19 protein-coding genes and 1 pseudogene are annotated in these 23,459 nt (G+C 71.1%); 7 read left to right on the top strand and 13 right to left on the bottom strand.

What is annotated here, in order from left to right; genetic code table 11:
* Positions 1-242: 242 nt before the first annotated feature.
* The 4 genes from ABZ857_RS34445 to ABZ857_RS34430 all read right to left on the bottom strand — a co-directional run bounded on the left by ABZ857_RS34445 (position 243) and on the right by ABZ857_RS34430 (position 4,008).
* Complete coding sequence (locus ABZ857_RS34445) at positions 243-1,976, bottom strand: alpha/beta hydrolase domain-containing protein (RefSeq protein WP_357051720.1); 1,734 nt, start codon at positions 1,974-1,976, stop codon at positions 243-245.
* Positions 1,977-2,320: 344 nt separating this feature from the next.
* Entirely contained in the window at positions 2,321-2,548 is a 228-nt protein-coding gene (locus tag ABZ857_RS34440) for a zinc ribbon domain-containing protein (protein WP_357051712.1), read from the bottom strand.
* Between the two features lie 123 nt (positions 2,549-2,671).
* Positions 2,672-3,487, bottom strand: a complete 816-nt coding sequence (locus ABZ857_RS34435; protein ID WP_357051709.1) for a GNAT family N-acetyltransferase — start codon at positions 3,485-3,487, stop codon at positions 2,672-2,674.
* 11 nt (positions 3,488-3,498) lie between these two features.
* On the bottom strand, positions 3,499-4,008 hold the full coding sequence (locus tag ABZ857_RS34430; RefSeq protein WP_357051707.1) for an HNH endonuclease: 510 nt from the start codon (positions 4,006-4,008) through the stop codon (positions 3,499-3,501).
* A 300-nt stretch (positions 4,009-4,308) separates the two neighbouring features.
* Between ABZ857_RS34430 and ABZ857_RS34425 the strand changes: the two genes are divergently transcribed.
* Positions 4,309-6,375 (top strand): prolyl oligopeptidase family serine peptidase, encoded by a 2,067-nt coding sequence (locus tag ABZ857_RS34425; protein WP_357051704.1) that lies wholly within the window; start codon positions 4,309-4,311, stop codon positions 6,373-6,375.
* 2 nt (positions 6,376-6,377) lie between these two features.
* Here the strand turns inward: ABZ857_RS34425 and purU are convergent, their stop codons facing one another.
* On the bottom strand, positions 6,378-7,226 hold the full coding sequence (purU, locus tag ABZ857_RS34420; RefSeq protein ID WP_357051702.1) for a formyltetrahydrofolate deformylase: 849 nt from the start codon (positions 7,224-7,226) through the stop codon (positions 6,378-6,380).
* Between the two features lie 69 nt (positions 7,227-7,295).
* Between purU and ABZ857_RS34415 the strand changes: the two genes are divergently transcribed.
* On the top strand, positions 7,296-7,757 hold the full coding sequence (locus ABZ857_RS34415; RefSeq protein ID WP_357051699.1) for an NUDIX domain-containing protein: 462 nt from the start codon (positions 7,296-7,298) through the stop codon (positions 7,755-7,757).
* 10 nt (positions 7,758-7,767) lie between these two features.
* Here the strand turns inward: ABZ857_RS34415 and ABZ857_RS34410 are convergent, their stop codons facing one another.
* The 3 genes from ABZ857_RS34410 to ABZ857_RS34400 all read right to left on the bottom strand — a co-directional run bounded on the left by ABZ857_RS34410 (position 7,768) and on the right by ABZ857_RS34400 (position 12,118).
* Positions 7,768-9,789, bottom strand: coding sequence for a tetratricopeptide repeat protein (locus ABZ857_RS34410; protein WP_357051696.1), 2,022 nt, complete (start codon positions 9,787-9,789; stop codon positions 7,768-7,770).
* Positions 9,790-9,940: 151 nt separating this feature from the next.
* Positions 9,941-10,507, bottom strand: a complete 567-nt coding sequence (locus tag ABZ857_RS34405) for a GNAT family N-acetyltransferase (protein ID WP_357051693.1) — start codon at positions 10,505-10,507, stop codon at positions 9,941-9,943.
* A gap of 21 nt (positions 10,508-10,528) precedes the next feature.
* Positions 10,529-12,118 (bottom strand): XRE family transcriptional regulator, encoded by a 1,590-nt coding sequence (locus tag ABZ857_RS34400; RefSeq protein ID WP_357051690.1) that lies wholly within the window; start codon positions 12,116-12,118, stop codon positions 10,529-10,531.
* Positions 12,119-12,453: 335 nt separating this feature from the next.
* On the opposite strand from ABZ857_RS34400, the gene ABZ857_RS34395 reads away from it, so the two are divergent.
* The 4 genes and pseudogenes from ABZ857_RS34395 to ABZ857_RS34380 all read left to right on the top strand — a co-directional run bounded on the left by ABZ857_RS34395 (position 12,454) and on the right by ABZ857_RS34380 (position 16,215).
* Entirely contained in the window at positions 12,454-12,714 is a 261-nt protein-coding gene (locus tag ABZ857_RS34395) for a hypothetical protein (RefSeq protein ID WP_030509616.1), read from the top strand.
* Between the two features lie 491 nt (positions 12,715-13,205).
* Entirely contained in the window at positions 13,206-14,216 is a 1,011-nt protein-coding gene (locus tag ABZ857_RS34390) for a mechanosensitive ion channel family protein (RefSeq protein WP_357051687.1), read from the top strand.
* Between the two features lie 52 nt (positions 14,217-14,268).
* Positions 14,269-14,628: pseudogene (locus ABZ857_RS34385) on the top strand (globin); the annotation flags it as partial.
* A 36-nt stretch (positions 14,629-14,664) separates the two neighbouring features.
* The gene (locus ABZ857_RS34380; protein ID WP_357051684.1) at positions 14,665-16,215 is read left to right on the top strand and encodes an alpha-amylase family glycosyl hydrolase; all 1,551 of its coding nucleotides are present in this window, start codon (positions 14,665-14,667) and stop codon (positions 16,213-16,215) included.
* A gap of 125 nt (positions 16,216-16,340) precedes the next feature.
* Here the strand turns inward: ABZ857_RS34380 and ABZ857_RS34375 are convergent, their stop codons facing one another.
* The gene (locus tag ABZ857_RS34375; RefSeq protein ID WP_357051681.1) at positions 16,341-16,775 is read right to left on the bottom strand and encodes a thioesterase family protein; all 435 of its coding nucleotides are present in this window, start codon (positions 16,773-16,775) and stop codon (positions 16,341-16,343) included.
* A 145-nt stretch (positions 16,776-16,920) separates the two neighbouring features.
* On the opposite strand from ABZ857_RS34375, the gene ABZ857_RS34370 reads away from it, so the two are divergent.
* Positions 16,921-17,421 carry a DUF5946 family protein gene (locus ABZ857_RS34370; protein ID WP_357051678.1) on the top strand — a complete coding sequence of 167 codons (501 nt, stop codon included), beginning with the start codon at positions 16,921-16,923 and terminating at the stop codon, positions 17,419-17,421.
* Positions 17,422-17,514: 93 nt separating this feature from the next.
* On the opposite strand, the gene ettA is transcribed toward ABZ857_RS34370, so the two are convergent.
* The 4 genes from ettA to ABZ857_RS34350 all read right to left on the bottom strand — a co-directional run bounded on the left by ettA (position 17,515) and on the right by ABZ857_RS34350 (position 23,415).
* A complete protein-coding gene (gene ettA / locus ABZ857_RS34365; protein WP_357051675.1) occupies positions 17,515-19,179 on the bottom strand; it encodes an energy-dependent translational throttle protein EttA in 1,665 nt (554 codons plus the stop codon).
* A 10-nt stretch (positions 19,180-19,189) separates the two neighbouring features.
* The gene (locus tag ABZ857_RS34360; protein ID WP_357051672.1) at positions 19,190-20,491 is read right to left on the bottom strand and encodes a GGDEF domain-containing protein; all 1,302 of its coding nucleotides are present in this window, start codon (positions 20,489-20,491) and stop codon (positions 19,190-19,192) included.
* A gap of 315 nt (positions 20,492-20,806) precedes the next feature.
* The gene (locus ABZ857_RS34355; protein ID WP_357051669.1) at positions 20,807-21,610 is read right to left on the bottom strand and encodes a single-stranded DNA-binding protein; all 804 of its coding nucleotides are present in this window, start codon (positions 21,608-21,610) and stop codon (positions 20,807-20,809) included.
* 173 nt (positions 21,611-21,783) lie between these two features.
* Entirely contained in the window at positions 21,784-23,415 is a 1,632-nt protein-coding gene (locus ABZ857_RS34350; protein WP_357051666.1) for a GTPase, read from the bottom strand.
* Positions 23,416-23,459 lie beyond the last annotated feature (44 nt).

Below are 23,459 nucleotides of genomic sequence, written 5' to 3'. Positions count from 1 at the left end.
CGCCCCCCCTCCCCCCCGTCCCCCCTCCCCCCCCCCCCCGGCCCCGCCGCGGCGCCCCCCCCCCCCCGTCTCCCCCCCCCCCGGGGGCGGGTCCCCCCCCCGGGCGCCCCCGCGCCCGGACGGGTCCGCAGGCGTGGGCGGCACGCCTGCGGACCCGTCCACCGGACCCGACCTCATGTTGCGGTGGACCCGCTCGGCTCACGGCGGCCGCCACCGCGAAGACCGACGAGCAAAGCTCCGGGCTAGCGGCCCGTGTGCTCCGTCTCCCGCGCCTCCGTGAGGAGCGCGATGAGCGCATGGGTCACCCGCAGTATCCCGGCCCTGGCCGCGTCGTCCCCGATACGCCCGTCCGCCCGCTCGGCGAGTTGCCGCAGGTGGGCGATCGCAGGAGGCGCGTCGCCGGCGAGACCGGCCCGTTCGGCGTGCTGGAGGCGGTCCTCCAGGGCCGACGCGACGGACTCGGAGATACGACCGGCGGCGACGTATTCGCCGATGACGTCGCGGATGCCGGAGTACCAGGCGGGGTCGCGGGTGAACGACCGCGGGATGTACCCGGCCTCGACGTCGGCGAGCGTCGTCGCGACGACCTTGTCGACGTACGACCGTACGGTCGGGTAGAGCTCCGCGAGCCGGGCGTCGGTCAGCGGCACCGAGCTTCCGTCGAGGAAGCAGAAGCCCGGACCGGTGTTGGTGCCGCTGTTGACGCGCAGCGGCGCCTCCTGCTGGGCGAGCCGGATGCCGCCGAGCGCGATCCCGAGGCCGTCACGCGCGATCGCCGGCGGCGTCGTGTCCGTCATCCGGATCTTGGGAGCCGCCGGGGGCCGCACGCCGTAGGCGACCCAGGCGACGGTGTGGTCGTATACGGCGTTCTGCACCATGTGCTGGGGAATGCGGGACAACGAGGGCAGCGTGCACGTCTGCGGCTCACCGGGATACCCGCCGGGGTAGGTGCCGATGTCACGCTTGCGCAACGGTCCGTAGTCTCTGATCAGTTTCCAGTCGCCGTGCGACGCGCCGGCCACCTCCCAGCTGGTCAGGACCGCCGAGTCGCCCTGAGCGCGGGCCGCCGCGGACAGGATGCCGCTGCTCACGTCGCCCTCGGAGTTGATCCGGAACACCGGCGCCGCCAGGTCGGTGCGCAGCACACCGCCCCCGCCGTGCAGGACGACCGCGTCGAGGACGTTCGCGAGCGGCTGGACGCCGTTGTAGTAGTTCGCGAGGCGGCCGGCCGACTGCGAGTGGCCGGTGGCGATCACGTACCGGGGCGGGGGAAGCTCGCCGAGCGGGTCGGTGCCCGCGGGGCCGCGGACGGCCTTCAGGGCCTGGCTGAAGATGTCGTAGGACAGGCTGTCGTCGTTGATCGTCCCGCCCGCGGTCACGTCGAGGGCTCCGTAACGCTGCGGGCTCCACGCCTTGAGTCCGGTCGTGGAGTGCACTCCGGCGCGCTGGGCCGAGACCCCGACCCAGGCGTACCCCTCCCGCATCAGGTGCTCGTGCGACTGGAACCAGTCGACCTCCTGGTCCCACTGGTTGCTGACGTTGTACCACTCGGCGATCACGACCCCGTTGAACGTCCGAGCCGAGACCGGACGTCGCACGACGATTCGCGTGCTGTACGGGTTGCCGGTGCTGACTGCAATCGCCGTGTCCGTGCCACGGGTCGCGTAGCTCGTCGCCGTGCCGGAGATGAAGAACTCCTGCTCGACGTAGCCCGCCGCCTTGAGGTCGACGTCGGTGGCGAGGAACGGGTAGCCGTGTGCGGGATCCCCGACGGGAGTGGTGCTGGCGATCGGTCCCGTTACCACCGGGTTCGCCACGTTCGCGCCGGTCGCCGTGGACGGGCGGGGCACGCGAGCGCTCAGGCCGGGCGGCGCGGCCGCGCTCGCGGGAGAGGCGAGGACGAGGGGGACGGCCAGCACGCCGGCGAGGCCGAGCGCGATCAGGTTTCTGTGGACGCTCCGAAGAGCCGGAAACACGGCAGGCAAAGCTTCACCTCGCTGCGAGAGGCCGCGGCCGGGAAGCCCGAGCCGGGCTGTGACGCGTTGATCGGGGGCGCTGTCTCTGACGCAGAGAGTAACTTCCAGCTCAGTCGAAAGATAGTCTTGATTCACTTCTACTTCCGCCTCTATCAGTCAGAAGTAGACCTCTATAGCGACAAAGTGGGCCACAGGCTGTTGGCACTGAGCCGGATGCCGCCTGGAGACACCGGGAGACGCCAGAGACGCGGGAGACGCCAGAGACGCAGCGGCTTCGAGCGCAGGCATGAAAAACCGCGGGCGTGCCCGGCACGCCCGCGGAACCTCCCGGAGGAAGGGCAGTCCTAACCGCCGCAGCATCCTCCGCCGCAGCAACCGCCGCCCGCCCCGCCCCCTGCGGGGCGGGCGGCGGGGGCGCCGGACGCCCTTCCGGTGACGGCCACGGTGGACAGCAGCTTCACGGTGTCGTCGTGGCCGGAGGGACACACCGCGGGTGCGCCCGCCTCGGCCATGGGACGGTTGAGCTCGAACGTCGATCCGCACGCGCGGCAGCGGTAGTCATAGCGAGGCATGCCCTCAGATTACGACCGCGAGAGGCGCGTCGTCCCGGCCGGCGGCAGGCGAACGCCGGGCGCGGCCTGCTCACCGGTGACGGAGACGACACGGCCGGGGGTCCCAGCGGTGCGACGAGGAGCTCAGGCGAAGTGGATGGTCACGTAGTCCTCGATGGGCCGGAAGCCGAGCCGCTGGTAGATGGAGTTCGATGTCGGGTTGCTCAGATCGGTGAACAGCAGCACCTCGCCGGCGCCGTCGTCGAGCGCCTTCCTGCTGGCCGCGTGGGTGACGGCGCTGCCGTACCCGCGCCCGCGCAGATCAGGCGGGGTGTAGACGGGCCCGATCCGCGACATGCCGGCGATCGGCGCGGAGGCCCCGGCGATCGACACCGGCCGGTCGTCGTCCTCCCACCAGACCAGTTCCTCACGGTTGAGCCGCGCGGCGACGACCGGAGTGGGGTCGGCCGTGCGCTCGACGTGCGCCTCGTCCTGGAACTCCCGGAAGAAGCGCACGGCCGTCGGCAGGTCGTCGGGGCCGGCCACACGGGGCTTGCCCGGCACGGAGGGAGCCCGCAGCGTGCCGAGACGGTAGAGGCGTTCGGCCCGGCGGCGCGTCTCCGGCCGCCACCATGCCCGGGCGAACGCCTCCGCGGCGGCCACCGGACCGCCGACCGCGGGCACGTCGTGGTCCATCTCGATCAGGTCACGCGCCAGCAGGGCAAGCGCCGCGAGCGGGACGTCGCCCAGCGCGAGCGGATAGGGCGGGGTCCGGCAGGCCGCCCCCGCCACCGTGCCGCCGTCCTCCAGCCAGGCCAGCAGGGGATCGGCCGTGAACTGGCCGCTGCGGATTCCGCGCAGCACGGTCAGCATGACCGTGTTGCGGACGGGATCGCGCAGCAGCCAGGGCTCGGCCGCCGCGGCGTACTCCTCCACGTCGGTGGTGATCGTCCATTTCATGACGACACCCGTCAGGCCGCCGTCTCCGACAGGTAGGGCGCCCACTGCGGATCGCCGTCGAGTTGCGCGCCGATGAGCCGCCAGTGCGCGCCGTGCGGCACCACGGGGGCCACGCGCAGCGCCCACCCGAGTTCCTCCAGCAGCCTGTCGGCCTTCCGGTGGTTGCACGGCATGCACGAGGCGACGCAGTTCTCCCAGGTGTGGGGGCCTCCCCGGGAGCGCGGGATGACGTGGTCGATGGTCTCGGCCCGCTGGCCGCAGTAGGCGCAGCGGAAGTTGTCCCGGCGCATCAGCGCCGCCCGGGTGAGCGGGATACGCGTCCGGTAGGGAATGCGGACGTATCGCCGGAGCCGGATCACCGACGGAACGTCGAGCGTGCGGCTGGCAGAGCGCAGGACCGCGCCCCGGCCGTCGCGGTGGACGACGTCGGCCTTCTCTCTCAGCACCAGGATGACGGCCCGGTGCAGGGAGAGCGTGGTCAGCGGCTCGTACGTGGCGTTCAGTAGCAGGACTTGGCGCATCAGCCGACCTCCACAGCGGTCTCGGCTGTGCGCCTGGGTTGTGGCCCCGTCGGTTGGGACCCGGATGCTTCCGTCACAGGGACCTCCGCCGGACGGCCCAGCGGATCGTCACCACGGCACCGCCCTTCACCAAAGTGTGGCCTTCTCAGCGGCCCCTTCGCCACCCCATAAAAAGGTCCGCGGGGTGAACGACTGGAACGCCTGCTGCTTCTATGCCCAGCCGATCACCCCTTTATTCCCGTCTTGGCCGGGTACGGACGATGTACCGTCGCAGTCGTCCGGCTGATTTAAAGTGCCAGCATGAGCCGAGTGCCGTACCCACCAGCCCGCCGTGACGACATCGTCGACGATCTCCACGGAACGCCCGTCCCCGACCCGTACCGGTGGCTGGAGGATTCCGACGATCCGGCGACGAAGGAGTGGCTGGACGCGCAGGAGACCCTGTTCCGGTCCGCCGAACTCGAGGGGCGCGACCACTTCCGCGAGCGCGTCGCCGAACTGCTGCGCTCCGGGTCGGTGGGGACGCCGTCCTGGCGCGGCGAGCGCCGCTTCTTCACCCGCCGGGCCCCGGACCAGGAGCACCCGGTCCTGTACGTCGCGGACGGGGACGGCGAGCGCGTGCTGCTCGACCCCGGCGCCCTCGATCCCTCGGGCCTGACCACGCTCGACTCCTACCAGCCGGACAAGGAGGGCAACCGGCTGGCGTACCAGATCTCGGTCGGCGGCGACGAGGAGTCGCGCCTGTACGTCGTCGACGTGGCGACCGGAGAGGTCGTCGAGGGGCCGATCGACCGCTGCCGCTACTCGCCCGTGGCCTGGCTGCCCGGCGGCGAGGCGTTCTACTACGTGCGCAGGCTGGCGCCCTCGCTGGTCCCGGCCGGCGAGGAGCAGTTCCACCGACGCGTCTACCTGCACCGCGTCGGCACCTCTCCCGACGACGACGTGCTGATCTTCGGCGAGGGCCTGGAGAAGACCAACTACTACGGGGTGTCCGTCTCCCTCGACGGCAGGTGGCTGTCGATCTCCGCCTCACGGGGGACGGCGCCGCGCAACGACCTATGGGTGGCCGACCTGGTCGCCTCGTCGCCGCAGGCGCCGGAGCTGGTCACCGTGCAGCAGGACGTCGACGCGCAGACCGGGCTCCACTTCGGCCGTGACGGGCGGCTCTACGTCTTCACCGATCTCGACGCCCCGCGCGGGCGGGTCTGCGTCACCTCTCCGGAGACGCCCGGCCCCGAGCACTGGCGCGACCTGATCCCCGAGGACGCCGAGGCGGTGCTGTCCGACTTCGCGATCCTCGACGGCATGGCCGAGCCGGTCCTGCTCGTCGGCTGGACCCGGCACGCGATCGGCGAGATCTCCGTCCACGCCCTGGAGAGCGGCGAGCGGATCGGCGCGGTCCCGCTGCCGGGGCTCGGCTCGATCGGCGGGATCGTCGAGCGCCCGGAGGGCGGGCACGAGGCCTGGTTCAGCTACACCGACGGCATCACCCCGACCGCCGTGTACCGCTACGACGCGCTGACCGGCGAGACCTCGCTGTGGGAGGCGCCTCCCGGCGCGGTGGAGGTGCCCGAGGCGACGACCGAGCAGGTGGTCTACCGGTCCAAGGACGGCACCGAGGTGCACATGCTGATCACCTCGCGCCCCGGCTCCGGGCCCCGCCCCACCATCCTGTACGGCTACGGCGGCTTCGGGGTCCCGATGAACCCCGGGTTCTCCGCCGCGACGCTGGCGTGGGTCGAGGCGGGCGGCGTCTACGCGGTCGCCCAGCTTCGCGGCGGCGGCGAGGAGGGCGAGCAGTGGCACCGGGACGGCATGCTCGGCAACAAGCAGAACGTCTTCGACGACCTGCACGCCGCGGCCGAGCACCTCATCGCCACCGGCGTCACCAGCCCGGACCGGCTCGGCATCTCCGGCGGCTCCAACGGCGGCCTGCTCGTCGGCGCGGCGCTCACCCAGCGCCCCGACCTGTACGCGGCCGTCGTCTGCCTGGCCCCGCTGCTCGACATGGTCCGATACGAGAAGTTCGGTCTCGGGGCGACCTGGAACGTCGAGTTCGGCTCCGCCGACGTGCCGGAGGAGTTCGCCTGGCTGTGGGGCTACTCGCCGTACCACCACGTCCGCGAGGGGGTGTCGTACCCGGCCACGCTGTTCGCCGTGTTCGCCTCCGACACCCGCGTCCATCCCCTGCACGCGTGGAAGATGGCGGCGGCCCTGCAGCACGCGCAGGCGGGCGACCGCCCGATCCTGCTGCGCAACGAGACCGAGGTGGGGCACGGCGCCCGGGCCGTGAGCCGGTCGGTCGAGCTCGCGGCCGACCAGCTCGCGTTCCTGGCCCGGCACACCGGTCTGAAGGTCGGGGCGTAGCGTCAGCGCGGGAAGACGACGGTCTTGTGGCCGTCCAGCAGCACGCGGTGCTCGGCGTGCCAGCGGACGGCCCGGGCCAGCGCCTGGCATTCGAGGTCGCGGCCGATCGCGGCGAGGTCCTCGGGCGAGTGGGTGTGGTTCACCCGCGCGACCTCCTGCTCGATGATCGGCCCCTCGTCGAGGTCGGGCGTCACGTAGTGCGCCGTGGCGCCGATCAGCTTCACACCGCGGGAGTACGCCTGGTGGTACGGCTTGGCACCCTTGAACGACGGCAGGAACGAGTGGTGGATGTTGATCATGCGTCCGGCGAGCTTGGCGCACATATCCTGCGAGATCACCTGCATGTAGCGGGCGAGCACGACCAGGTCGGCCTTGTAGTGGTCGACCAGCGTGAGGATCTCCGCCTCCTGCCGCGGCTTGGTCTCCGCGGTGACCGGCAGGTGATGGTAGTCCACGCCGTACGACTGGGTGAGCGGGCGCAGGTCGGGGTGGTTGGACACGACACCCACGATCTCGATGGGCAGCAGACCCGAGCGCACCCGGTAGAGCAGGTCGTTGAGGCAGTGGTCGAACCGGCTGACGAGCACCAGCGCCCGGGTCCGCACCGCGAGGTCGAAGAGCTGCAACTCCATGGCGAACTCCGGCGCGAGCGAGGCGAACGCCGCCCGCAGCTCGTCGGTGGAGCACCCGCTGGAGAACTGCACGCGCATGAAGAACCGCTGCTCGACCGGGTCGCCGAACTGCTGGCTCTCGATGATGTTGCAGCCCTTCCCGGCCAGCAGTCCGGAGACGGCCGCGACCACTCCGGGCCGGTCCGGGCAGGACAGGGTCAGCACGTGTTCAGCGCTCATGCTCAGATCCTCGACGGGTGACGGTGTCGGGTTCAAGGGTAGGGCCAGCCGATCGGAGGGTGCGGGCAGGTGGAGGCGGGGAAGGCGGACGACCGGCCGGCCGCGCGCGTGGTGTGCGTGGACGGCCGCTCCCGGGTGCTGCTGCTGCGATGGCACGACCCGGTCTCCGGCAGGGTGTTCTGGGAGCCTCCGGGAGGAGGCATCGAGCCGGGCGAGTCGCCGCTGCAGGCCGCCCGCCGCGAGCTGTGGGAGGAGACCGGCCTGCCCGGCGACGCCGTACTGGACCGGTGGGTGCCGGTCCCCCGGGACTTCCACTGGCTCGGCAGGCACTACGTGAAGACCGAGCGTTTCTATCTGGCCCGGTTCGACGTGGCGCCGCCGGTGGCGTCCGCCGAGCTGACCGAGGAGGAGGACGGCGCCCTGCGGGGGCATGCCTGGCACGCGATCTCCGCCCTCCCCGCGCTGCCCGAGCCGCTCGACCCGCCCGGCCTTCCGGACGTCGTCGAGCGGCTGCTCGGCACCTCGCCGTGAGCGCCCCCCGTCATCCCTCCTTCTCGTGCCGCTCCAGCGCCGCGCGTACGTCGGGGTCGTCGGGGGCCAGGGCCAGCGCCCGGCGCAGGTCGAACAGCGCCTCCCGGCCGCGGCCGAGCGCGTCGAGCGCGGTGGCCCGGTTGAAGAACAGGGCCGCGTCCTCGCTCAGCTCGATCGCCCGGGTCAGGTCGTCGACGGCGCCCCGCGCGTCGCCGGTCTCGAACCGCAGCGTCGCACGGTTCGCCCAGGCCGAGGCGAGGCGGGGATCGGCGGTCAGGGCCGCGTCGAAGGCCAGGGCGGCCTCCGCGTAGCGGCCGGCCTCGGTCTCCAGCTGCCCGAGCACGCCGTGCAGGTGCGCGTTGCCGGGGTCCAGGGCGAGCCCCGCCTCGACGTCGCGCCTGGCGGCCTCGTGCTCGCCGAGCATCTCCAGCACGCCGGCCCGGTTGACGTACGCGTCCAGGTAGCCGGGGTCGAGTTCGAGGACATGGTCGAGGTCGGCCCGGGCGCCGTCCAGATCCCCGGCGGCCAGGCGCAGCTCCGCCCGGTTGTAGTACGCCTCGGGCAGCGGCGGGCTCACCCGCATCGCGGCCTCGTAGTCGGCCAGCGCCTCGTCCGTACGTCCCATCTCGACCAGCAGGTTGCCCCGGTCGAGATAGTGGTCGGGGAAGCCCGGGTCGATCGCGACGACCCGGTCGAAGTCGGCGAGCGCCTCCTCCCTGCGGCCCTTTCGCGCGAGGAGCTGCGCGCGGTTGGCGAACAGCACCATCCGGTGCACGGGGTGGGCGTCCGGTGGAAGATCGCGCTCGGCCAGGTCGATCGCCGACTGCACCAGCCCGAGCGCCTCGTCGACCCGCCCCTCCCGCAGCTCGATCAGCGCGCGGCCGTTCTGGTCGAACCCGAGCTTGAAGGCGCGCGTCCGCCTGTCGGGCAGCAGCGTGGAGATCGCTATCGCCTCGTTGATCCAGGCTCTGGCCCTGGCCAGGTCGCGCCGCGCCGGATCGCGGTCGCGCGCGTCGAGCATCGCCGTGCCGTACGCGGCGGCGGCGTGCACGGCCGGATCGACGCTGACCCTCCGGGCCTGGTCGTACAGCTCCTGTGCGTGCGCCCGCCGGCCCAGCCCCGCCAGGGCGGTCGCGGTGCGATGGAGGAAGCGCCACCACAGGTCGGAACCCGGCGCCACCAGCCGCAGGCCGCGCGAGCCCAGCTCCACGACCGCGTGCAGGAAGCCCTCGGTGACGCAGTGGTCCACCGCCGCCCACAGGGCCTGCGCCGCCGCGTCCAGGTCGCGGCCGTGCTCCAGGTGGTACGGCACCGCGCCCAGGGCGTGCTCCGCCGCCGCGGCGTCGGCCCTCAGCTCGGCGGCGCGCCGGTCGTGCCGGCGCGCCCGTTCCTCCGGTGGCAGCGACAGGTACGCCCGGTAGGCGCGGGGGTCGTCGGAGGTGCAGTCCGAGGCGACGTAGTCGTCGGGCGGCCCGCCCCGGGCCCGCGCGTCCACCTGCCGCATGCCCTCCCGCGTGCCCTCCCACGGGGAGTCGGCGGAGCCCAGGGCCAGCGTCAGATCCGGCACCCGGCGCGCCAGGACGCGCAGCAGTTCACGGTCGGCCGGATCCGCCTCGTGCACGTTGTCCACCAGCAGCGTCCGCGGCTCTTCGAGGCAGCCGCGGACGAACTCGGCGATCCCGTTGGCGATCCGCAGCGTGCGGCGCGGCGCGGGCACGAGGATCCGCTCGTCCTCCGTCAGGCGGGCCTCGATGGTCTGCCGCCGCGCCGGCACCAGAGGGCGCAGGCAGGGGGCGACGGCGCGGATCTCGATGTCGTGTTCCGCCACCAGGCCCGGGGAACGCTCCAAGGCGACCGGGACGAGGGCGCGCAGTATCGCGCCACCGATCGTGTACGGACCGCGTAGCCGGCGGTGCCCGTTGACGACGGGCGCCACGGGAGGCGGCACCTCCAGGGCAAGCGCGTGGAGGGCCGCCACGCGGTCCCGGGAGAGATCTCCCCGGACCCAGATGTGGCTCGGGTGGTCCCTCACCCCTTGTGGATGACGCTCGAGGTGCCGCTGAGCTTGGTCGTCCCCGGCTTACGGATAATGATCTTCTTCATCACGCCTCTTTCCCCACTCTTGCGGACAAGGCACAAGTATTCGCAGGGATCAGCTATCCGCCAAGGGATGGAAGCATTATCTATCGGGAGAAAAGTGGAGAGACCACGGCATTTAGCTGCTTCTCGATATAAATCACCACGTTGTCGCCGCGTACCTCGCGCCGCAGCTCCCGCCACCCGGATTTGCGGTAGAGCTCCAGCGCGGCGACCTGACGCAGGGTGGTGTCGCCGCGCAACGTCCTGTAGCCGAGCCGGCGCGCCCGTTCCTCGAGCTCCTGCGTGATCGCCGCGCCGTAGCCGCGCCGCTGGTGATCGGGGTGGACCCGGAGCCGGCACATCTCCGCCGTGTCGGCGTCGATGCGCCGCAGGCCGCCCATCGCGACGAGCCCCGCCCCGGGCACCTCCCCCACCAGGAAGTCACCCCCGGCAGCCAGGTAGACCTCGGTGATCCGGGGGAAGTCGTCGTCGTAGTAGACGCCGTCGCCCGGCACGACGCCCACCTGGGCCAGGCCGATCTGATGGAGGGACCACACCGCGTCGAGGTCGGACCAGCGGTATCGCCGGATCCTCAGCGGTGCGATCCCGCCCTCCCCGCCTCTCACGGGATCTCCCGGCTCGGGATCTCCCGCCAGCGCGTCTCCTGCCACACGTCCTCCTCGCTACCCACGTCACACGGCGTCCTGGAACAGGTCGCGCGGAACCTCGACCCGGCTCTGCGTGATCACCTCACGGAAGGCCTTGAGCTTGGGCGAATCGCCGTACTTGGCTCTGACGGCCTTCTCCAGGTCGTACGCGGGCTTGAGCATGAGGTCGGTCCGGTATTCCTTGTCGACCATCTCGATGGCCGCCTGGCCGAGCTTGAGCGCGGCGTCGACGTCGCCGTCGATGAGCCGGCACAACGCCTGGTCGAACCGGATCAGGGTCTGGTCGAGCAGGTCCTCGTCGGAGTATTTGGCGAGTGCCTGCTCCAGGATCACGTCGGCCTCCACGGTCTGCCCCAGCTTCACCAGGACGTCGCCCTGGTAGAAGTAGAGCTGCCGCTCCGTGTAGCCGAAGGCCGGGTCCTCCCGGTCGCTGTCGTTCATCTGCTGGAAGGCCGCCCTGGCGCGGTGCAGGGCCCGCTTGGCCTGTTCGACCACCTCGTGCCGCGAGCCGTTGACTCCGGCGATCTTCGCCAGCGCCCTCGCCTCGACGACCGGCGCCATGGTCCGCGCGGCACAGGGGGTGTGACCGGCCAGGTCGCGGCTCTTCTTCGCCAGCGTGAGCGCCTCGCGCGGGTCGCCGTAGTAGAGCGGGACCAGCGCCTCCCGGGCGGTGACCCAGGCGCGCAGGGCCCGGTCGCCCGTCTCGTCCGCCGCCATCCGGCCGGTGCGGAAGAACGAGCGAGCCATCCGCTGGTCCCCGAGGTCGATCATGATCATCCCCGAGAGCCCGGCGAGCTGGGCGGCCATCCGGCACAGCCGCTCCTGCACGTCGATGGGCTGCCGGCGGTCCAGCGCCTTGCGTACCGCGGTGAACTCCAGCATCACGTCGCAGAGCAGCCGTACGGGTGGGGTGTTCATGTACTGCCGCCCGAAGCCGGACGTGGCCTGCTCCCACTGATCGAGCATCGCCGGCGAGACCGTGGCCGTGACCATGGTCTCGTCCATCCGCCGGCGGAGGTTCTCCACCGCGCCGAGCACCTCTTCGTCGAGCCCCTTGAGCCCAACCGCCCCAACGGTGCCGCCGGCGAGGAGCCTCAACAGCGTCCTCCGTAGCACGTTCTCGTCCTCCTCGCCCCCGTCCACCGAAGGGGTGCCGCCGCCCGACGGGGTCGGCGCACCCCACGGAGCGGGTGAAGTGTTAGGTCTGTCCTCTTCTGGGTCCCCGCCGCCTGATTCGGCCAGATGTCCATGGCCGCAGATGCACGGGCTTTCGAACCCGAGGGCCAGCGGTTCCACCCGGTAGACCGAGCACAGGTAGTGGAGATACTCCGGGCCGGGCCGCTTCATGCCCGACTCGTACGCGGACAGTAGCGTCTCCCCGATGCCGGGGACGGCCTTTCCGTCCCTCTCGAAAAGGGCGCGCACCTGCTCGATCACGTCGGCGAGCGCCACACCGTGCGAGAGACGATGTGCCTTGATCCGGGTCGTGCCGAACTGTGGCCCGCAGTCGTTGTGGATCTCCTCGGCGATCTGGGCCAGGCTGCGCCCGGCGGCCAGGCCCCGCGCCCGGATCCGGCGCGCGATCTCCGTCTCCCTGTGTTGCCTGCCGGACATTCCGGCCCCTCTCTCGTGGCCGGCCGCACTAGCAGCCCGTGGTCTCGAGCGGTCCTCGCTTCGTGACGGAGAGTGACTCACTCGTCGCGCTCCGCCCACACCATAATGATGGACCATAGTTGGCGTGGCCAAGCCCCCAACTTGAACGTGCCGACTAAGGATCGTCTCCCGATAGGGGTTTTCTTTCAACCAACATGGGATTTCCTTCACCGCGGCCGCTTCTCGCCCTCGTTGACCCGAGCACTTCCGTGAGCCATCTTGGGCGCACCACAGTGAACAGACGGGAACGCAAAGTACACATTCCGCCCGCGAACGGAAATGAAGGAGGACCTACGGTGGGGGAGGACGATTTCCGGCGCCTGGAACATCTGGTGGCCGAACTCGACGCCCGGGGCTTACTCGCGCGAGTCGTGCGCACTCCGTCGGGCCGCGCCTACGTGCGCGTGATCAACCCCGACGCGACGAGCCTTACCGAGAACGTCGTCTGCCAGGCGGCCGACTACTGGTGGTCCTGGGGTGAGCGGATGCACCGGGCGGACGACCCCGCCGGAGCGGCCACGAAGGTGGCCCGCGTGCTTGCCGCGGTGAGCGAGTAGGGGAAGGCGACGGCCCCATGGTGAAAGCAGTGAGAGCGCAGTCGCCGTGGGCCGTCGCATCCACCGCGGCCTCGGGGGGCGGGTGGTACGCCCGGTGCGGAGCGTGGTCGTCGTGCCGCCCCGGCGCGACGGCGACGCTGCGGCGTCCCGCCCGCCCCGACCCCGTCCGCACCGACCCCGTCCGCACCGTGGCGCGACCGGCGGGCCGCGGGTCCGCCGGTCGTCATGGACCGCCGTCCGGCCCTGTCGAGCAGGTGGGGCCGGACGGTGATCGGGGGGGATCCCCCACTTGGAGAACGGCGACGGGCGCGCTTCCGGGTGCGCGCCCGCGCCCTGCCACACCGTCACTGGAGCGTTTCCGGTCCGCCCTCCGCGGCCCCGGACGGGACACGCTTCCGTCTTCCCCGGCGATGTGACGGAGGCCGGATCAGTCGGCAGTATTGGCTACGTTCATGACCTGCCGTTGAACCGATCCAGGGGGGATCCACCTCGTGTTACCGCTGTCGCCCGCGACGCCCAGCCCTGCGCCGACCGTGCCCGACCTGACCGAGGCGGCCGCGGCTGTGACGAAGGCGTGCGAGAAGAGCGAGGGCGTCTTCTGCACGGTCCTCAACAGCGCCTTCCCGGACCGGGAATTCCCGGCCTGGGTGCAGCTCGTGGCCGGCGTCGTCGACGTACTCGTGATGCTGGTGCTGATTCTGGCCGGGGCGCTGATCATCCGGAACGTCGTACATCGGCTGATCACCCGGCTCACCATGCGGGCCAGCGTCGGCGTGCTGCCGGAGCGGCTGCGCGGCAAGACCGTGCTGACCAGCACGGAGGCCGCGGCGGCGATCATGACGGAGCGCCGCAGGGCGCGCGCCGAGACGATGGGCTCCGTGCTGCGGAGCCTCGCGTCCGTCGTGATCCTTGGCACCGCGGCATTGATGATCTTCGCGAAGCTCGGGGTCGAGTTGGCGCCGCTGCTCACCAGCGTCGGCATCATCGGTGTGGCGGTCGGCTTCGGCGCCCAGGAGCTGGTCAAGGACTTCATCGCCGGCATGTTCATGCTGCTGGAGGACCAGTACGGCGTGGGCGACGTGATCGACACCGGGGTGGCCGTCGGCACGGTGGAGGCCGTCACTCTCCGCATCACCCGTCTGCGCGACGCCGACGGCAAGGTCTGGTACGTGCGCAACGGCACGATCACCCGGATCGGCAACGAGTCGCAGGGCTGGTCGAGGGCCCTGGTGGACGTGCCGGTGCCGTACGACAGCGACGTGGCGACGGTCCGCGAGCTGCTGAACGACATCGCACGCGACATGTGGGACGACCCGGATTACCGGGACACCGTCATCGTCGAGGAGCCGCAGGTCTTCGGCCTGGAGTCGGTCTCGGGCTCGTCCGTCATCTTCAGGATCAGCGCGAAGACCGTGCCCGCGCGGCACCTGGAGGTCGCCCGTGAGCTGCGCCTTCGGGTGAAGCGGGCCTTCGACGAGAAGAGCCTCGCCTTCGCCGCCTGACCTTACCGACCGGTAGCTGACTTAGGCTGAAATCGTGACCAGCGAGCAGACCCTGTCCTTCTACGAGGCGATCGGCGGCGAGGAGACCTTCGTCCGGCTCGTCCGCCGGTTCTACGAGGGCGTCGCCGAGGACCCGCAGCTGCGCCCGATGTACCCCGAGGAGGACCTCACCGCGGCGGAGGAGCGGCTGCGCCTGTTCCTCATGCAGTACTGGGGCGGCCCGAGGACCTACAGCGAGCAGCGCGGCCACCCCCGGCTGCGGATGCGGCATGTGCCGTTCGTCATCGACGAGGCGGCACGAGACGCCTGGCTCAGGCACATGGGCGACGCCGTGCGTTCCCTCGACCTGCCGGCCGAGCTCGAGAAGCAGCTGTGGGACTACCTCGTCTACGCCGCCCATAGCATGGTCAACGCATAAGTAACGGAAGCAGCGGGCAGCCCAAGACTCATGGAAACAACCCCCTGGTGGCGTGATGCCGTTGTCTATGAGATCTACGTCCGCAGTTTCGCCGACGCCTCCGGCGACGGTACGGGCGACCTGGCGGGAATCCGTGACCGCCTGCCGTACCTCGCCGAGCTCGGTGTCGACGCGATCTGGCTGACCCCCTTCTACCCCTCCCCCATGGCCGACGGCGGATACGACGTGGCGGACTACCGCGACGTCGATCCGCTGTTCGGATCGCTGGCCGACTTCGACGACCTGGTCGCCGACGCGCACGCGCACGGCCTGCGGCTGATGGTGGACATCGTGCCGAACCACAGCTCGTCGGCCCACCCCTGGTTCCAGAAGGCCCTGGCGTCCCTCAGGGGCTCCCAGGAGCGCGAGCGGTACATGTTCAGGGACGGCGGCCCCGAGGGCGGCGGAAGCGGCCATGGAGAGCCGAACAACTGGCTGTCGACCTTCGGGGGCCCGGCGTGGACCCAGGTGCCCGACGGTCAGTGGTACCTCCACCTGTTCGCGCCCGAGCAGCCCGACTTCAACTGGCGCAACCCCGAGGTGCGGGAGGAGTTCCTCGACATCCTGCGGTTCTGGCTCGACCGGGGGGTGGACGGCTTCCGGATCGACGTCGCGATGGGCCTGATCAAGGCGGAAGGGCTGCCCGACACCGATCCGGGCTTCACCTCCAAGTCGCCGATCTGGAGCCAGCCGGAGGTGCACGACATCTACCGCGACTGGCGGCGGGTGCTCGACTCCTATCCCGGCACCCGCGTCGCGATCGGCGAGGTCTGGACCGACTCGGCCGAGGACCTCGCGTTGTACGTGCGGCCGGACGAGCTGCACCAGAGCTTCAACTTCGCCTGGCTGGAGGCCCCCTGGTCCGCCACGGCCTTCCGGAAGGTCATCGACGACACTCTCAAGGCCGTCACCTCGCCGACCTGGGTGCTGTCCAACCATGACGTCGTACGGCACGTGACCCGCTACGGCCAGGGGTCGCTCGACCCGGGGGCCGGTCTTGCACGGGCCCGCGCGGCGTTGCTCGCCATGCTCGCCCTGCCGGGGTCGGCCTACCTCTACCAAGGTGAGGAGCTCGGGCTGCCCGAGGTCACCGACCTGCCTCCGGAGGCGCGGCAGGACCCGATCTTCGCCCGGTCGAACGGCGAGGTGCCCGGCCGCGACGGCTGCCGGGTGCCGCTGCCCTGGTCCGGCACCGAACCGCCGTACGACTTCGGGTCCGGCGGGTCCTGGCTTCCCCAGCCGCGGGACTGGGCCGACCTCACGGCCGAACGGCAGGCGGCCGACCCGTCCTCGACGCTGTGGTTCTATCGCCGGGCGCTGCAGACGCGCCGGGAACTGCGCGGCACGCTGCCCGACGCGATCACCTGGCTGGAGTCGCCGGAGGAGACGCTGTTCTTCCAGCGGGGCCGGCTGATCTGCGTGACCAACTGCGGCGAGGGCGCGGTCGCGCTCCCGCCCCACGACCGGGTGCTGATCACCAGCGGCCCGCTCGACGGCACCACCCTTCCCGCCGACACCGCCGCCTGGCTGCTCACCGGCTGACCTCGCCCCGTCCCGGACCGGCCGTCGGCTCTGATCGTCGCGGCCGGTCGCGGGCCGCTCCTATGGCTGATGACGGCGTCCGGGGAGCCGCGGGGGCCGTTCAGCGGTGGAGACGCTCATGGCCCTCAGGAGACGGCGGAGAACCGCTTGAGGTACGCGAGCTCGTCCTCGTCGAGCCTGCGGGGACGGGCCGCCGCGGCGTCGTAGGCGACCATGACACTGCGCGCCTCGACGTAGAGCGTCTGGTCGTCCCGGATCTCGTACTCGAGGGTGAAGCGGACCCTGGAGATCTCGGTGACCCACACCTCGACGCGGACAGGATCGGGGCGGAAGGTCAGGGGCCGTCGGTAGTCGATCTCATGCCGGGCGACCACCAGGTCCTGCCTGCGGCCCGCGATCTCACGCGGCCGCCCCCACAGCATGGACACCCGGGCGTCCTCGAGGTAGTCGAAGAAGCGGACGTTGTTGACGTGGCCGAAGCTGTCGATGTCGGCGAAGCGCACCTTGCGCTCGAAGACGTAGCGGGTCACCTGCTCCGGGAGATGGCGCAACTCGGTCACCGGACCAACCTAGTGGGCCCTCGTTCCCCGCCTCCACGGCGGGGGCAGCCGTGTGATGCGCTCACCGCACGGGCTGGACGGCCCGTGAGCCGTGGCCGGCAGGCTCTGCACGAAATGCTGTCGACGACGCCGTCGTCCGCCGCCTATGGTGCGCACCATGACAGACGGCCCCGGCATGGATCGGTGCGACTGCGGTGCGACTACCGGCCCGCTGGGCGGGTGCGTGGACTACTACCACGCGATCTTGGCCGAGGAGCAGACCGATCCTCAGATGTACAGGTGGCACACACCCGTGGTGTGCGCGTATCTCCTGCAGCATCCTTCCAGAGCCCATGGGAAGTACCTCGACGGTCAGTTCCGCCTGCTGCAGCTCTACGTGGACAAGGGCCTCGACGCGCTGCTCCGCGTGGCGGCTCATCAGGTGGCGCGAAACAGGCACGGGGCACGGTCGAGCTACGACATGGCGCCTCTCGCGGAGTATGCCCCGCTCCCGCAGGGCGGATCCCCCGGCCCCTTCCGCGCCGCCTTCTGCGGGTTGCCGACCAGAGACGGCAGCTTCGTGGCCGATGGGCATCCGGCGTACGGCCGCCGCATAGAGATCATCGCCGAAGCGACTGTGGAAGCCTGGAGATCTCTCAAGACCTGATGGTCGAACCCCCGTGCGGCTCCGCCGACGAGGGGACAAGGCCGGTCCTCGCCGTCCCCCGCCGGGCGGCGGGGGACGGGGCGAAAGGCCCGATCAGTCGCGGGTGAGCTTGCGGTAGGTGACGCGGTGCGGGCGGGCGGCGTCCGCGCCCAGGCGCTCGATCTTGTTCTTCTCGTAGTCGGCGAAGTTGCCCTCGAACCAGAACCAGTTCGAACCCTCTTCCCACGCCAGGATGTGGGTGGCGATGCGGTCGAGGAACCACCGGTCGTGCGAGGTGATCACGGCGCAGCCCGGGAAGTCGAGCAGCGCGTTCTCCAGGCTGGACAACGTCTCGGTGTCGAGGTCGTTGGTGGGCTCGTCCAGCAGCAGCACGTTGCCGCCCTGCTTGAGGGTGAGCGCCAGGTTGAGCCGGTTGCGCTCGCCGCCGGACAGGACGCCCGCGAGCTTCTGCTGGTCGGGGCCCTTGAAGCCGAACGCCGCGACGTACGCCCGCGAGGGCATCTCGACGTTGCCGACCTTGATGTGGTCGAGCCCGTCGGAGACGACCTGCCAGACGTTCTTACTCGGGTCGATGCCGGCCCTGCCCTGGTCCACGTACGAGATCTTGACGGTCTCGCCGACCGTGACGGACCCGGTGTCCGGAGTCTCGGACCCCGTGATCATCCGGAACAGGGTGGTCTTGCCGACGCCGTTCGGGCCGATGATGCCGACGATGCCGTTGCGCGGCAGGTCGAAGGACAGCTCGTCCATGAGCAGCCGGTCGCCGAAGCCCTTGCTCAGCTTCTCGGCCCGGATGACCGTCGTGCCCAGACGCGGGCCCGGCGGGATCTGGATCTCCTCGAAGTCGAGCTTGCGGTACTTGTCGGCTTCGGCGGCCATCTCCTCGTAGCGCTGGAGACGGGCGCGGCTCTTGGTCTGGCGGGCGCGCGCGTTGGAACGCACCCACTCCAGCTCCTCCTCCAGGCGCTTCTTGCGCTTGACGTCCTTCTGGCCCTCGACCTTCAGACGCGCGGCCTTGGCCTCAAGGTAGGTGGAGTAGTTGCCCTCGTAGGCGTAGCACCGGCCGCGGTCGAGCTCCAGGATCCAGCCGGCCACGTTGTCGAGGAAGTAACGGTCGTGGGTGACGGCCAGGACGGTGCCGGGGTACTTCTCCAGGTGCTGCTCCAGCCACTGGACGCTCTCGGCGTCGAGGTGGTTGGTGGGCTCGTCGAGCAGCAGCAGGTCGGGCTGCTCCAGCAGCAGCTTGCACAGCGCGACCCGGCGCCGCTCGCCACCGCTGAGCGTGGTCACCTCGGCGTCGGGCGGCGGGCAGCGCAGCGCGTCCATGGCCTGTTCGAGCTGGCTGTCGAGGTCCCAGGCGTTGCGGTGGTCGAGCGCGTCCTGCAGGCGGCCCATCTCCTCCAGCAACTCGTCGCTGTAGTCGGTGGCCATCTGCTCGGCGATCTCGTTGAACCGGTCGAGCATCGCCTTGGTCTCGGCGACGCCCTCCTCGACGTTCCCGAGCACGGTCTTCGACTCGTTGAGCGACGGCTCCTGTAGCAGGATGCCGACCGTGAAGCCGGGCATCAGCCGGGCCTCGCCGTTGGACGGCTGCTCCAGCCCCGCCATCATCTTGAGCAGCGTCGACTTGCCCGTGCCGTTCGGGCCCAGGACACCGATCTTGGCCCCCGGCAGGAACGACAGCGTGACGTCGTCGAGGACCACCTTGTCACCGTGCGCTTTGCGCACGCGCTGCAACGTGTAGATGTACTCCGGCATACCTTCAAGCCTAGGGGATAGCACCGGCAGCGCCGTCCGCGCTGCGGGGAGGTGGGGCCACTGGGGCGGCGGGGAGGCAGACCCTGTCCCTGCCGAGCTCTTTGGCGCGGTAGAGGGCGAGGTCGGCGGCGGCCAGCAACTCGATCAAATCCTCACCGTGAACGTTCATGATGGCCACCCCGGCGGAGACCGTGACCGTGATCGTCGCCTGCTCGGCGGGGACCACCATCCGGCCCACCCGGGTGCGCAGCCGCTCGGCCACCCGCCTCGCCTCGTGCACGTCGGCGCCGGGCAGCAGCACGACGAACTCCTCGCCGCCGAACCGCCCCACCACGTCGTACTCGCGCAGTTGCGTACGGAGGGTGGCCGCCACCTGGGCGAGGACCTGGTCGCCCACCAGGTGGCCGTAGGTGTCGTTGACCTTCTTGAAGTGGTCGATGTCCACCAGGACCAGCGCGAGGGCGTCCCCTGTCCGCTGAGCCCTGACGATCTCCGTGTCCGCCTCCCGCTGCCAGGCGGCCGCGTTCAGCAGGCCCGTCTTCGGATCCGTACGTGCCGCGGCCTGGAGCTGCGCGTGCAGCAGGCTCCGCTGGAGCAGCACGACGGGCGGCAGCATGAGCAGCAGCAGCGCCAGGTTGAGCCCGCAGACGACCGCGACGAGCACGCCGAGGCAGAGCTCGACCGCGTCGAGCAGGACGCGTTCGCGGTCCCACAGGACCTCGCCCCAGCGGCCCTCCGGGTCGGACGCGTGCGCCGCCACCGCGATCAGCGCGGTGTTGAGCACCGTGAACAGCACCGCGCAGGCCGCCGCGACCGCGATCGGCCTGCCCTCCCCCGCTGACAGGTGTGTGGGGACGGGGACCCAGCGATGGAAGACGGCCGAGGCGGAGGCCGCCGCGAGCCCGATCGCCGCCGCGCTGAACACGCGGCGGTACAGCACGGTCGCCCGGACCCTGATCTGCAGCAGGATCTGCATCGGTATGGGCGCGAGCAGGGCGTAGACCGGCGGGAGCAGGAACGCCACGGGCAACCACCAGGCGGACAGCAGGTCACGGGAGACACCGGCGGGCATGCCGAGGCGTCGGGTCGCCTCGATGCACACCGCACCGCACACGGTGAGCGCCCCGAACATGGCGAGGTGGTGAGCGTGGAAAGCGGTCGACTTGGCCAGCACCGCGATCAGGACCGCGTCGAACGCCACGATCGCGCACACGTAGGACACGAGGGCGGGCGGCTGGGCCAGCAGCGGCCAGCGACTTCGCGAGCAGATCGCGCTTCGCGGCCTGGCCGAGGTCTGACCGGTTGCCGTCATCCCGCCCCCCAGTAGCCGAAGCCCATCTCACGATGAGTAACACAATAGTTGCGGAGTGTGCGAAGCGCGACGGGAACCGCTACCTTGGCACGATGGCCATCTGCATCTGATGGGCTAAGGAGGCATCTGCGGCGGTTTGCCCGCCGACCTCCGGGCCCAACTGGCCCGACGACCCCGACGGCCGAAGACCCGCCACCCCGCCCGGGCGCGCGGCCCGCGAGCGAGTGCGGGCGGGCACCTCTCGGGTTGCGGCGGTGCCTCGCCACGCACGTGCAACCTCCCCTCTGGTGCGGGGTGGGTGGGCGGCGGGAGTGCTCAGGCGGCCAGGGCGCGTGGGAGCCAGGCGTCGGCGCTGTCCTGAGAGTCGTCGTCCCCGTTCTCCGGATCCGGCGTATCGGTCGGGTCCGTCAGGTCAGCCGCCCCGGTCGCGCCGGTCGCCATGGTCGCCGCAGTTGCGCCGGTCACCGTGGACGCGTCCGTCGCCCCTGGCGCCTCTCCCGGGTGTGTCTCCTTCGACGCGGCGGCCTGTCGCATGTCGCCGGCCTGCCAGGCTCCGGCGGCCTGCAGGGCAGCGTCGTTCGTGCCTCGTCCGCCGACGAGGCTGTCGAACGCCTCGTCGCCGCTCCCGCTGCCGCTGCCGTTGACGCCTCCGCCGACGGACGCAGCACCGAGGGCGGCGGGGCCGGTCAGCTCCCACTCCCGCGTCGCGTCCTCCATGGCCTGGCGCTCGTCGTCGCTCGGCGCACCCGCCGAGTAGGCCCGGATCGGCTTCTCGAACGTGGCGATGCCCCACTTCAGGTCATGGCCCACGGAACTGGCCTCGATCTCCGCCCAGAACCGCTGCTCGCCGTCGCGCTCGAACTGCTTGATCCGCAGCTTGCCGTACACCACGACCGGGTGGCCCTTACGGATCGACTGCTGCACGTTGTCCGCCAGGCCCCGATAGCAGCGCACGGTGTAGTAGGTGGTGTCCCTGGTCTGCCAGGTGTTGGTCTGCTGGTCGAGGACGCGCCTGTTGACGGCCATCCGCATCGAGGTGACCCGCGAGCCGTCGCGGAAGTGGTACTGCCGGGGGTCGTCGGTGACGTTCCCGCTCAGCGTGACGAAGATGTCGTTCATCGAAGTGCCTCCCCGGCCCGGTCACTCGCCGGGCCCGGGTGACACACTGGCCGCGCGCGCCACCGCCACACGTCCCAGAAACCCGTTCTGTGGACGAAGCCCCACCTGTGGACAACACCGGCCGCCGTACGAGGACGGCCGACCCGGTCGTCCGCAAACGGGCGGAAGGCCGTTCAGCGCCGGGTGGCCGCCATCGCGCCGAAGAACTCGTTGTAGCGGTTCAGCTCGCGCTCGACCGGCTGGACGACCATGTCCTGCGCCAGGACGCCCACGCGGCGTCTCATGTCGTGCTCCATCCGGTCGCGTTCCTTGCCCGCGGCGAGCACCACGAAGTTCCTGCTCGCCATGGCCGAGAACAGGCCGAGCCCGAGGACGCTGATCATCATCAGCCCCACCCAGGGCAGCACGGCCACGTCGCCGAAAACCTCGGCCGAGGGACGGCCCACCTTGAACACTCCGTACGCGAGGATCGCGCCCGCCCAGGCGAGGCTCGCGACGAACATGACCACCAGGAGGTACTGCCAGATCTTCAGGAGCCACCACCAGGCGGGCACCCGGTCGAGCGGCGGAGCCACTTCCGACAGCTCGTCCGACAGCGCCCCGGGAAGCTCGTCCACCCGCGAGCGGGCCGCCTCGCGCACGCCGTCGCGCCACACCTCGGGCATGCCGGCCGTCAGCCCGTCGGCGAGCGCCTGCACCGCGTTGTCCACCTCGGCGGGCTGAGCGGTGACAGAACTCGCGACCAGGCCGCGTATGTCGTCCTTCACGGCCCCCAGACGCAGGCTCTTGAGCGGGTCGGGCCGCAGCCGGGCCGCCCAGCGCGCGTACGGCCAGCCGACCCAGTCGGCGGAGCGGACGGCGTACACGTTCTCGAGGGCCTCGCCGAGCGCGGAGACGCCGATCGCGTCGCACAGCGCATCGATCAGCCCGGCACGCCGCGCCTCGTCCACCGCGGGCTCCACCCGCAGCAGCTCCGGCACGTCCTGCACCAGGCGCAGCACCAGCCGGTCGAGGTCGGCCTCCAGACGCTGGTAGGCCGCCCGCCGGGCGGCCACGGACTCGGCCAGGACGGCCTTCAGGCTGTCCACACCCTTGCCGGTGGTGGCGGACGTCGCGACCACCCGCGGGCGGGCGACGCCCTCACGACGGAGAAGGTCCTCCAGGTCGGCCACGCACTCCGCCTGCTCCTCCGGGGTGAGCCGGTCGGACTGGTTCAGCACGAAGACCGTCACCGCGTCGTGCCCGGTCAGCTCGGTCACGTAACGCCGGTGCACCGAGGCGTCGGCGTACTTCTGCGGGTCGAGCACCCACACGATGAGGTCGGCCACCTGGATCAGCCGGTGGGCCTCGTGGTCGGTGAGCGCGCGGATCGAGTCGTGGTCGGGCAGGTCGAGCAGGATCAGCCCGTGCAACCGGCTCTCGCCCTTGTCGAGGGCGCTGGCGCGGGCGAACCGGTGCCGCCACTGGATCTGCAGCCAGTCGAGCAGTGGGCCCGCGCCGTCGATGCCCCACACGCAGGCGTGGGTGCGCGCCGTGGTCGGCCTGCGTACGCCGATGGGCGAAAGCTCCAGCCCGGAGACGGCGTTGAACAGGGACGACTTCCCGCTGCCCGTGCCACCGGCGAGCGCGACGACCGTGTGGTCGGACGACAGCTTGAGCCGGTCGCCCGCGCGCAGCAGGAGCTGGGCCGCCTCCGCGACCAGTGCCGGGTCGAGCCGGCCCTGTCCCAGCTCGACGATCTTGGCCAGGGCGGCGAGCCTGGAGCCGAGCCCGTGCTGGGTTTCGGCGGTGCTGACAGCCGTCATGGATTCCTCACCGTTGTGCCGGAGGCGTACCCGGGCGTGGTCTG

Source organism: Microbispora sp. NPDC046933 (genome assembly GCF_040644635.1).
GTDB lineage: Bacteria > Actinomycetota > Actinomycetes > Streptosporangiales > Streptosporangiaceae > Microbispora.
This window is presented reverse-complemented; position numbering and strand designations above follow the sequence as displayed.

Coding starts and splice junctions, on each gene's coding strand:
- ABZ857_RS34440 (WP_357051712.1), bottom strand. CDS start 2,548: ATGCCTCGCTATGACTACCGCTGCCGCGCGTGCGGATCGACGTTCGAG.
- ABZ857_RS34435 (WP_357051709.1), bottom strand. CDS start 3,487: ATGAAATGGACGATCACCACCGACGTGGAGGAGTACGCCGCGGCGGCC.
- ABZ857_RS34430 (WP_357051707.1), bottom strand. CDS start 4,008: ATGCGCCAAGTCCTGCTACTGAACGCCACGTACGAGCCGCTGACCACG.
- ABZ857_RS34425 (WP_357051704.1), top strand. CDS start 4,309: ATGAGCCGAGTGCCGTACCCACCAGCCCGCCGTGACGACATCGTCGAC.
- purU (WP_357051702.1), bottom strand. CDS start 7,226: ATGAGCGCTGAACACGTGCTGACCCTGTCCTGCCCGGACCGGCCCGGA.
- ABZ857_RS34400 (WP_357051690.1), bottom strand. CDS start 12,118: ATGTCCGGCAGGCAACACAGGGAGACGGAGATCGCGCGCCGGATCCGG.
- ABZ857_RS34380 (WP_357051684.1), top strand. CDS start 14,665: ATGGAAACAACCCCCTGGTGGCGTGATGCCGTTGTCTATGAGATCTAC.
- ABZ857_RS34370 (WP_357051678.1), top strand. CDS start 16,921: ATGGTGCGCACCATGACAGACGGCCCCGGCATGGATCGGTGCGACTGC.
- ettA (WP_357051675.1), bottom strand. CDS start 19,179: ATGCCGGAGTACATCTACACGTTGCAGCGCGTGCGCAAAGCGCACGGT.
- ABZ857_RS34360 (WP_357051672.1), bottom strand. CDS start 20,491: ATGACGGCAACCGGTCAGACCTCGGCCAGGCCGCGAAGCGCGATCTGC.
- ABZ857_RS34355 (WP_357051669.1), bottom strand. CDS start 21,610: ATGAACGACATCTTCGTCACGCTGAGCGGGAACGTCACCGACGACCCC.
- ABZ857_RS34350 (WP_357051666.1), bottom strand. CDS start 23,415: ATGACGGCTGTCAGCACCGCCGAAACCCAGCACGGGCTCGGCTCCAGG.